General features: G+C 57.2%; 7 protein-coding genes and 2 pseudogenes. 6 read left to right on the top strand and 3 right to left on the bottom strand.

Annotation, left to right across the window (positions count from 1 at the left end):
- The 5 genes from AC1ROI_RS22780 to AC1ROI_RS22760 form a co-directional block, all read left to right on the top strand.
- Positions 1-605: multicopper oxidase domain-containing protein (locus AC1ROI_RS22780; protein WP_492573982.1), on the top strand; the 605-nt coding region annotated here is incomplete at its 5' end.
- Between the two features lie 12 nt (positions 606-617).
- Entirely contained in the window at positions 618-914 is a 297-nt protein-coding gene (locus AC1ROI_RS22775) for a hypothetical protein (RefSeq protein ID WP_102599548.1), read from the top strand.
- Complete coding sequence (locus AC1ROI_RS22770) at positions 904-2,004, top strand: copper resistance protein B (protein ID WP_102599549.1); 1,101 nt, start codon at positions 904-906, stop codon at positions 2,002-2,004. Before AC1ROI_RS22775 ends, AC1ROI_RS22770 begins: the two co-directional genes overlap by 11 nt.
- 9 nt (positions 2,005-2,013) lie before the next feature.
- Positions 2,014-2,847, top strand: coding sequence for a c-type cytochrome (locus AC1ROI_RS22765; RefSeq protein WP_102599550.1), 834 nt, complete (start codon positions 2,014-2,016; stop codon positions 2,845-2,847).
- Positions 2,837-3,292: a DUF411 domain-containing protein gene (locus AC1ROI_RS22760; protein ID WP_102599551.1), complete on the top strand. Its 456-nt coding sequence runs from the start codon at positions 2,837-2,839 to the stop codon at positions 3,290-3,292. The genes AC1ROI_RS22765 and AC1ROI_RS22760 overlap by 11 nt, the downstream gene beginning before the upstream one ends.
- 316 nt (positions 3,293-3,608) lie before the next feature.
- Here the strand turns inward: AC1ROI_RS22760 and AC1ROI_RS22755 are convergent.
- Together AC1ROI_RS22755 and AC1ROI_RS22750 are read right to left on the bottom strand one after the other, a co-directional pair.
- Positions 3,609-3,809: pseudogene (locus AC1ROI_RS22755) on the bottom strand (OprD family outer membrane porin); the annotation flags it as partial.
- 43 nt (positions 3,810-3,852) lie between these two features.
- Complete coding sequence (locus AC1ROI_RS22750; protein WP_102616820.1) at positions 3,853-4,458, bottom strand: hypothetical protein; 606 nt, start codon at positions 4,456-4,458, stop codon at positions 3,853-3,855.
- A gap of 733 nt (positions 4,459-5,191) precedes the next feature.
- Between AC1ROI_RS22750 and AC1ROI_RS22745 the strand changes: the two genes are divergently transcribed.
- Positions 5,192-7,315: a TonB-dependent receptor gene (locus AC1ROI_RS22745; protein ID WP_102599554.1), complete on the top strand. Its 2,124-nt coding sequence runs from the start codon at positions 5,192-5,194 to the stop codon at positions 7,313-7,315.
- 110 nt (positions 7,316-7,425) lie between these two features.
- Here the strand turns inward: AC1ROI_RS22745 and AC1ROI_RS22740 are convergent.
- A pseudogene (locus tag AC1ROI_RS22740) lies at positions 7,426-8,011 on the bottom strand (transposase); the annotation flags it as partial.
- Between the last annotated feature and the right edge of the window lie 168 nt (positions 8,012-8,179).

The following is an 8,179-nucleotide window of genomic DNA, read 5'->3' as shown; positions in this document are numbered from 1 at the left end:
ACCATAGCAAGATGTCCGGCATGGACCAGGGCGACATGGCCGGTATGGACCACTCAGGAATGGCTGGAATGGGCGGGGGCATGCAGTCGCATCCGGCGTCTGAAACCAATAACCCACTGGTCGATATGCAGACCATGACCCCGACTCACAAGCTGAACGATCCGGGTATTGGCCTGCGTAACAACGGTCGCCGCGTCCTGACCTATTCCGATCTGAGAAGCACCTTTCCCGACCCGGATGGCCGTGAGCCCAGCCGGACTATCGAGTTGCACCTCACTGGGCACATGGAAAAGTTTTCCTGGTCGTTCGACGGCATCAAGTTCTCGGATGCGGAACCGCTGCGCCTGAAGTACGGCGAGCGGGTTCGAATCACCTTAGTCAACGACACCATGATGACCCACCCCATCCATCTCCACGGTATGTGGAGTGACCTTGAGGATGAGAACGGCAAGTTCATGGTTCGCAAGCACACGATCGATATGCCGCCAGGTACGAAGCGCAGCTATCGAGTTACTGCCGATGCCCTCGGCCGCTGGGCCTACCACTGCCACCTGCTGCTCCACATGGAAATGGGTATGTTTCGTGAAGTTCGTGTGGACGAGTAAAGGAGATTTCTGATGAGTACATTTCTGAAGCGCAAAACCTTGATTAGCAGTGCCATCGCACTTGGTTTGCTGGGCGCGATGCAACTGCCTGCTGCGTTCGCCGGTGAAGGCGAGCACTCCACAGCCGCATCCCACGACTCTGGAAACAGGGGGGCAGTTCAGCCGCCTGGGCAATCCTCAGATAGCCCACAGATGAACGATGGCAAAATGGATCACGGCTCGATGGACCATGACGACAAGGATCACGACAAGAAGAAGCCTGAGCACGACGCCAACAAAGCTGAAGCGGGTTCGAACCATGACCACTAGGTTTTCACGCCCCACTTTCATCGCGCTGACAGCGTCGTTGTGCGCGATGACTGGCGGCTTGGCCAATGCAGCCGAAACGATGGATCATTCGATGCCTCAGCCCCCAGCGGCTAAGCAAAGTGCGTCCAGTACCGGGCAAATAGATCATTCCGCGATGGGACATGGCACGATGCCGCCGCAGGATGACGGCAAAATGGACCACGGTTCTATGGGTCACAGCCAGATGAAGCAGGGCCAAAAGGCCCAGAACAAGCCGGCCGCTATGGACCATAGCAAGATGAATCACGGCGCTATGCAAGGTCAAATGGATTCCATGGATCACAGCACCATGGATCACAGTCAGATGAATCATGATGACGCAGAGACCCCAAGGACCACCAGCCGCAGCCCAATCCCGGTTCTAACGGGCGCAGATCGTGAAGCCGCGTTTCCGCCCTTGCCGGGCCACAAGGTGCACGACAGTGCCATCAACAACTTTTTCCTGCTCGACCAGCTCGAATACCAGGATGCCGATGAAGGCAGCACACTAGCCTGGGATGCGATCGGTTGGATCGGCGGAGACGTCAATCGTCTCTGGCTCCGCTCCGAGGGCGAACGCACCAATGGCGTCACCGAAGATGCTGAGCTGCAGGCCTTGTACGGGCACTCGATCGGTCCTTGGTGGGATGTCGTCGCGGGTGTCCGCCAGGACTTCAAACCGGAGTCGCCGCAGACTTGGGCCGCCTTCGGCATTCAGGGCTTGGCCCTCTACAACTTCGAAGCTGAAGCAACCGCTTTCATCGGCGAGAACGGCCAGACCGCCGCTCGATTAGAAGGCGAATACGACATTCTGCTCACCAATCGCCTGATCTTGCAGCCGACAGCCGAAGTGAATTTCTACGGCAAAAACGATCCTCAGCGTGGGATTGGTTCTGGTTTGGCCAATACCGAAGTGGGCTTGCGACTGCGCTACGAGATTGTTCGTGAATTTGCTCCCTATATCGGAGTCACCTGGAGTCGCACCTATGGCAACACCGCCGATTTTGCCGGCGACGAAGGGGAAGATACCAACGAGGCTCGATTTGTAGCCGGTATTCGCATGTGGTTCTAAGGGGCGGACATGAAAAGAACAATTAAGACCTTAGTGGCGGCGGGCGTCGTCGGAAGCACTGCGGTAGTTGCCGGTGCCTATTTTGGCCTGGTCAATGTTGGTGCCGATGATCCCCACTTCCCAGCCGTGTATGCATTCCTGTCGATGGCCCGTGATCGTTCTATTGAGGTGCGCTCCCAGGACATTCAGGTTCCCAACCTCAATGGCGAGGCCATGATCCGTGCCGGGGCAGGCAACTACAATTCCATGTGTATTGGCTGCCACTTGGCCCCAGGTGTCGCCCAGACCGAACTAAGCCAAGCTCTCTATCCAGCTCCGCCGAACCTGGCCAAGGTCGGTGTCGATGCTAATCCGGCTGCAACCTTCTGGGTGATCAAGCATGGCATCAAAGCCACGGGCATGCCTGCTTGGGGCAAGAGCATGGGCGATCAGTACATCTGGGGCATGGTGGCATTCTTAAACGAACTGCCAAAACTTAATGCTGAACAGTATCGAGCCCTGGTTGCATCAAGCGGCGGTCACGAGCATGGGGGCGGCGAAACCCAGATGCACAACCATGAGGGGCAGCATAAAAGCGCCAGCGCCGATCACCATGCATCGGACAGTTCAGCAGTAAATGCCAATGGCGACCATCACGGCGATGCTGCAGGCGGTGCGGATCATCACTCCTCGAATACCGCTGAGCCTGCAAACGGTGCCGATCACCATGCTGCAGATAGCTCAAAGGCGAAAAGCGGTGCCGGTCATCATGACACCGGGCATGCCCATGAGGAAAAGGCCCCGGTAGCTGCCCCCAAAACTCACACCCATGCCGATGGCAAAGAGCACGTACATGAAAGTTAAAAGCAAAGGGGCGCGCCTGGCGGTGCTGGCCGCCTTGTTCATAGCGTCGACCGCTCAAGCAGCGGATGCCCTGACAATCGATGTGCACCGTGATGCCAACTGCGGATGCTGCAAAAAATGGATCTCGCACCTCGAAGCGAACGGCTTCCAGGTTATCGATCATGTTGAGCACGACATGACCTCGGTTAAGCAGCGACTGGGCGTTGCTCCGCGGCTGGCTTCATGCCATACCGCAGTGATCGATGGTAAGTTCGTAGAGGGCCACGTGCCTGCGGCCCAGGTCATCGAGCTTTCCAAGCGAAATGATCTGGTCGGCATAGCCGTTCCTGGAATGCCGGCGGGCTCGCCTGGAATGGAGGCAGGTGGCACCCAGCACGCCTATCAAGTGACCGGATTGACCAAGGCCGGTACCGACCAAGTCATCGCCGACTACCCCACCAAGTAGCATCTCTGCTAGATGCCGAGCGCTCGACTTTCCCTCTCAAGGTCGGGCGCTCGGAATCCTGGCAACGCGCTCCGTAAACACCCATTTTCTCCAAAAGAAGCCAGCCGCCTGCCGAGGCTGATGGCCGCTTTATGGACAATTATGCTCGCGTTTATAATTTATGCTGCCAAGCATAATTGTCTATAAACCTAAGCATCCTCGTTCCTCTTCAGGCCCTGGATGGTTAGAAATAGGCTGTTGTAGAGCCGGATGGCTCATCGTCTTCCTTGGTACGAAAAAAAGGCGAGCGCCGGTGGAGGCCGCTCGCCGACGTAGCTTAAAGCACTGCGAGCGGGTATTCGACGATGAGGCGAACCTCATCCAGATCCGACTCGAAATCGGTTGCGCAGGTAGTCGCTTGGCGCATGCGGAAGGACACGTCCTTCAGTGTTCCTGCTTGAACAACCTAATTGGCTTCGATGTCGCTCTCCCAACGCGTTTGATTGGTCAGCGGATTGCCGTCCTCGTCGCGACGCATGGCCAGGTGGCCTCATGCCGGCAGATCAGTCTGCTGTCATGCTTTAGGAGACGAAAGAATACTCTGGGCGCAAGGTCGGGTCCAGAGCGCTGGCACGAACCCACAGATGCGCCTTGAGCACTGCCCCCGCTGCCTTCATTTCGCTTAACACCGAAAGTGAACCATTGCTCAGGACCGCCTCAAAACCTGTGTCCATGATGGCGAATTTAGATTGGTCAACGACCGCTCCCACCCTGGACAATAGCTCCTGACGCAGCGCGGATATCACGCTGATTGTGCTGATCGTTCCATACAGTCCATGGCCCAAGTAGAGGCTGAAATCAAATCGCAAAGCGTTATAGCGGTCCGGCCTGTACTGAACTTGCGAGAGGACGGCATCGCACGAGATTAGGCGATGAGAACCTTTGTTGGTCGTCTTCACGGGCTCCCCACGATGGAGCTTATGCTTAGCGTGGGCCTCCTCAAGAAACCCCTTTACCAGGGTCAACAGCTCCGGCGCGGAATCAGTGTAGTCAGGCCAGGCCACAGGTGTGGTGGTGTGTTGTTCAAGCATGTGTTTCTTCCCATTCCCCAGCGAGCTCAACGAGCCGCTCAAGTGAAATTTGTTCGCCAGGCTGATCCGAGTCGGATAGCCAAGAGATGAATCCATGGATCGCCTCCTGGGGTGCCCCTGTGGTGTTGGCCAAGGCCACAACAGCTTCTCCAGAGCTCGGAAGCTCAGCGCCGGCGTTTTCAACCCCAACCACGAAGGGCATCACGGCCGCGACCACCAACTTGGTCCACAAGGGAACGATGATGACCTTGCCAAGGTCCAGGCCGAAGCAAAACCTCACCCTGAGCGATCCGCCATTCTCCGTATGATCGACTGAGCCTGCAGCTCTCCCAATTTCTTTGTGGCGTTTCAGACGGCGGATGGAGTGCCCTCCCCTAACGAAAGCCCTGCTCCCTCGACTATAAAATCGCCCGCAGCCAACAACGCTTCGGGCGTTTCGAATCTGCACCATCAGCCTAGTAACCCGAGGCAAACCATGTCAGTTCCCCCAGCAAAACCCCAGCTCGATCTGTTCGAGCATGTTGAAAATGCGTTCAAGGCGAACCCAAACCGCCCTCTAGCCTATGAGTTCCGCATCCTCTCACTTGCCTTCAGCGACGCCGCTGAATCGGATAATTTCCGGCCCCGTTGAGCAGTCATGAAGAGCTGTTGCATATCCCGATGGACTTTGATCCAGAGCAGAAGATTGGCAAGCGCGTGACGCAGAGGCCATCGATTAAATTGAGACGATCGTTCTGATTAGCGTCAATTATTTGTATCGGAATGATATGTATTTACTTACAAAAGATAATCGTTATCATCTGTGCGATAATTCATCCAAAAGGTGTCCATGGTGGCTCGATCGCGCATTTACCCAGTCTCTCTGTCGTTGCTGGGCGTTCTGGTTGTACCTGATTTACAGGCAGAAACGGAGTCTGCTCTAACCCTACCGGCAACCGCTGTGAACAGTGAGTACAGCGAGCAGAGCTATATGGCGACCGAGAGCAGGAGCGCGCTGAAGATCGATGCCCCGCTGCGGGATATCCCGCAAACCGTCAACGTGATCCCCCAGAGCGTCATCAAGGATCAGGGGGCTCAGTCGATGGAAGACGTGCTGAAGAATGTCCCCGGTATCGGCCTGTCCAATGGTGACGGCCAGCGCGACCAGGTCACCATCCGTGGTTTCAGTGCCATTGGCGACATGTACATCGACGGCATTCGTGACGATGCGCTGTACTTCCGGGATCTGTCCAACGTCGAGCGGGTGGAAGTGATCAAGGGGCCGGCCGCGGTGCTCTACGGCCGAGGCTCTTCGGGGGGGCTGATCAACAGCATCAGCAAGACACCTAACTTCGCCCCCAAGCAGGAGGTCGGCGTCAGTGTCGACAGCGAGGGTAAAAAACGCACTCAGTTCGATGCCGGTTGGGCCGATCAGCAGCAAGGCGATAAAGCCTTTCGTGTGACAGGCGCGTTGGAGAACAGTGACACCTTCCGGGATGACGGCTACATCGACCGCAAGGCTATCGCACCGTCGGCCTACTTCAAGCTCTCGGATGATCTGGAGCTGAACCTGGGCGCTACCTATCTGTATGACAAGCGCCTGATCGACTTCGGCATCCCGGCACGAGGCGACCGTCCGGTCGACGTGGATCGCGACAAGCGCTTCGGTGCCGCTGATCCAGATGATGACTACACCCGCAGCGAGGTGTTCTCGTTCACGGCCGGCGTCGATTACCGGATCAATGACGATTTCAGCCTGAGCAATACCAGTCGCTACTACCACTACGACCTGGATCGTAACAACACACTCGCTGACTCCAGCCCGACACGTTTCGTCACTGCTCCCAATGGTGAACTGCTGGTAAAACTGAACCGCGGCAATGTGCAGCGCAAGGAAGACGGGTGGTTCAACCAGACCGAACTCAAGCAGCGCGCCGTGCTCGCCGGGATGAACCATAACCTGCTCTATGGTGTGGAGCTGGGGCGGCAGGTGAAGGACCAGTCCGTATTCAGCCAATCCAATGTGGCCAGGGTGCCGGTGTACCGCGATGCCTTGGTCGACGTGCCGTTCCAGGCCAACCGACAAACCGCCAAGGGCACCAATACCCAGGACACTGCCGGGTTCTACGTGCAGGATCTGATCGAACTGGCCCCGCAATGGAAGGCTCTGCTGGGTGTGCGTTATGACGTGTTCGACCAGGAATACGCCGATGACCTGACGCACAGCAAGCTGTCGCGCACCGATACTACCTGGAGCCCGCGAGTCGGTCTGGTCTATCAGCCTGATCAAGTGCAGTCCTATTACGTCTCGGTGAGCCGCTCCTACCAACCCTCCGCCGAGATGTTCGCCCTGAGTACGACGAACCAGGATCTCGAACCCGAGGAGACCACCAACTTCGAGATCGGCGGCAAGTGGGATCTGCTCGACAATCGCCTGGCGTTGACGGCGGCGCTGTTCCGTCTGGAACGCACTAATATGAAAACCAGCGATCCGGCGAACCCGACCAAACTGGTGCTTGCGGGTGAGCAGCGCACCGATGGCCTTGAGCTGACAGCCAGCGGGCAGTTGAGTGACAAATGGCAGGTCTATGCCGGTTACGCCTATCTGGATGCCGAGATCACCAAGTCCAACAGCCGCACCAACGGTGTCGCCAACGAAGGCCAGGTACCCACCTTGACTCCACGACACAGCGCCAACCTGTGGTTGGTGCGTTCGCTGACACAAACCTGGCGTGTGGGCATGGGGGCCAACTATGTCGATGATCGCTACACCGCATTGGATAACACGGTGGTCATGCCGGCTTACACAACAGTGGACGCCGCGCTGCTGTACAACCAGCCGAAATGGGACATGGCCCTGCGTCTGCGCAACGTTTTCGACAAGGACTATTACGCTTCGGCGCATGGCTCGGTGGATCTGATCACGCCTGGTGCGCCACGGACGCTGGAGCTGAGCACCAACTACCGCTTCTGAGTACGGACCTGAAGAACAAACGCCCGGCATTGCCGGGCGTTTGTTTGAGGGGATTCGCGCAACGCATCCACCAGCGGCTGTAGCTGCACGCCACACGAGCCGACCCATTACGTCAGCGTTGAGCGAGCAATGGGCAGCCCGGCACGGCCTAAGATTTTCTCTTGCCGATAGAGCGGCAGATGGTCGGCGAACTTGGCCACAATGACGTGGGCCAGCAGGCCGCGTCGGTATGCCCTTGTCGATGACGTGCGCCGGTACCGGCGCCTGGATCAGCGTTTCGCAATGCTCAGAGGCCCAATTCCCACGACTATGGCGGTCGACGGTGTACACGGCGGGCGTGTAGTCGAGCTTTTCGCTGGCACCTTCGCCGATGCGTTTGAGGGCGCATCCGCACTCGCAATAACTGTTGTCCGGTTCGTGATGGATCAGGGTGCGAGGAAACTGCGGCGGTAGCGGTGCGCGCTTGGGTTGCTGGAGTACTTTGACTTCTGTTGACGTCGGTTGCAGCGCTTCAAGTTCAGCCTCGATAGCAGCGATGTCGGTATCGATCAAATCGTCGAGCAAGCTGGCTTGATCCGGGCTTAATTGCTCGCTGCGCTTGACAACTTTGATGCGCTTGAGCAGCGCGATCTCGTAGGCCAGTTTCTCGTTTATCTGCCGATGTAACGGAGCACGCCGGTCAAGTTGAATGCAAATAGATGGTCAGATGCAATGCAAATGGGTGGTCAACTACGTGCAATTACGCAAACTGCAAGATCGCGAGTTTATCCCTATTGTTCACAGGGAGTGTCAAAACTGCTCTGCCCCACTCATCATATGACCCGGATTGTCATCTCGGCATGTTGTCCGCTGGCAGACGGCAAC

The organism is Pseudomonas sp. GW823-FHT02C02 (assembly GCF_058797635.1).
This window is presented reverse-complemented; position numbering and strand designations above follow the sequence as displayed.

What these genes read in the sequence shown, in the direction of transcription:
- AC1ROI_RS22775 (WP_102599548.1), top strand. Translation starts at nt 618, where the DNA reads ATGAGTACATTTCTGAAGCGCAAAACCTTGATTAGCAGTGCCATCGCA.
- AC1ROI_RS22750 (WP_102616820.1), bottom strand. Translation starts at nt 4,458, where the DNA reads ATGGATTCATCTCTTGGCTATCCGACTCGGATCAGCCTGGCGAACAAA.
- AC1ROI_RS22760 (WP_102599551.1), top strand. Translation starts at nt 2,837, where the DNA reads ATGAAAGTTAAAAGCAAAGGGGCGCGCCTGGCGGTGCTGGCCGCCTTG.
- AC1ROI_RS22745 (WP_102599554.1), top strand. Translation starts at nt 5,192, where the DNA reads ATGGTGGCTCGATCGCGCATTTACCCAGTCTCTCTGTCGTTGCTGGGC.
- AC1ROI_RS22770 (WP_102599549.1), top strand. Translation starts at nt 904, where the DNA reads ATGACCACTAGGTTTTCACGCCCCACTTTCATCGCGCTGACAGCGTCG.
- AC1ROI_RS22765 (WP_102599550.1), top strand. Translation starts at nt 2,014, where the DNA reads ATGAAAAGAACAATTAAGACCTTAGTGGCGGCGGGCGTCGTCGGAAGC.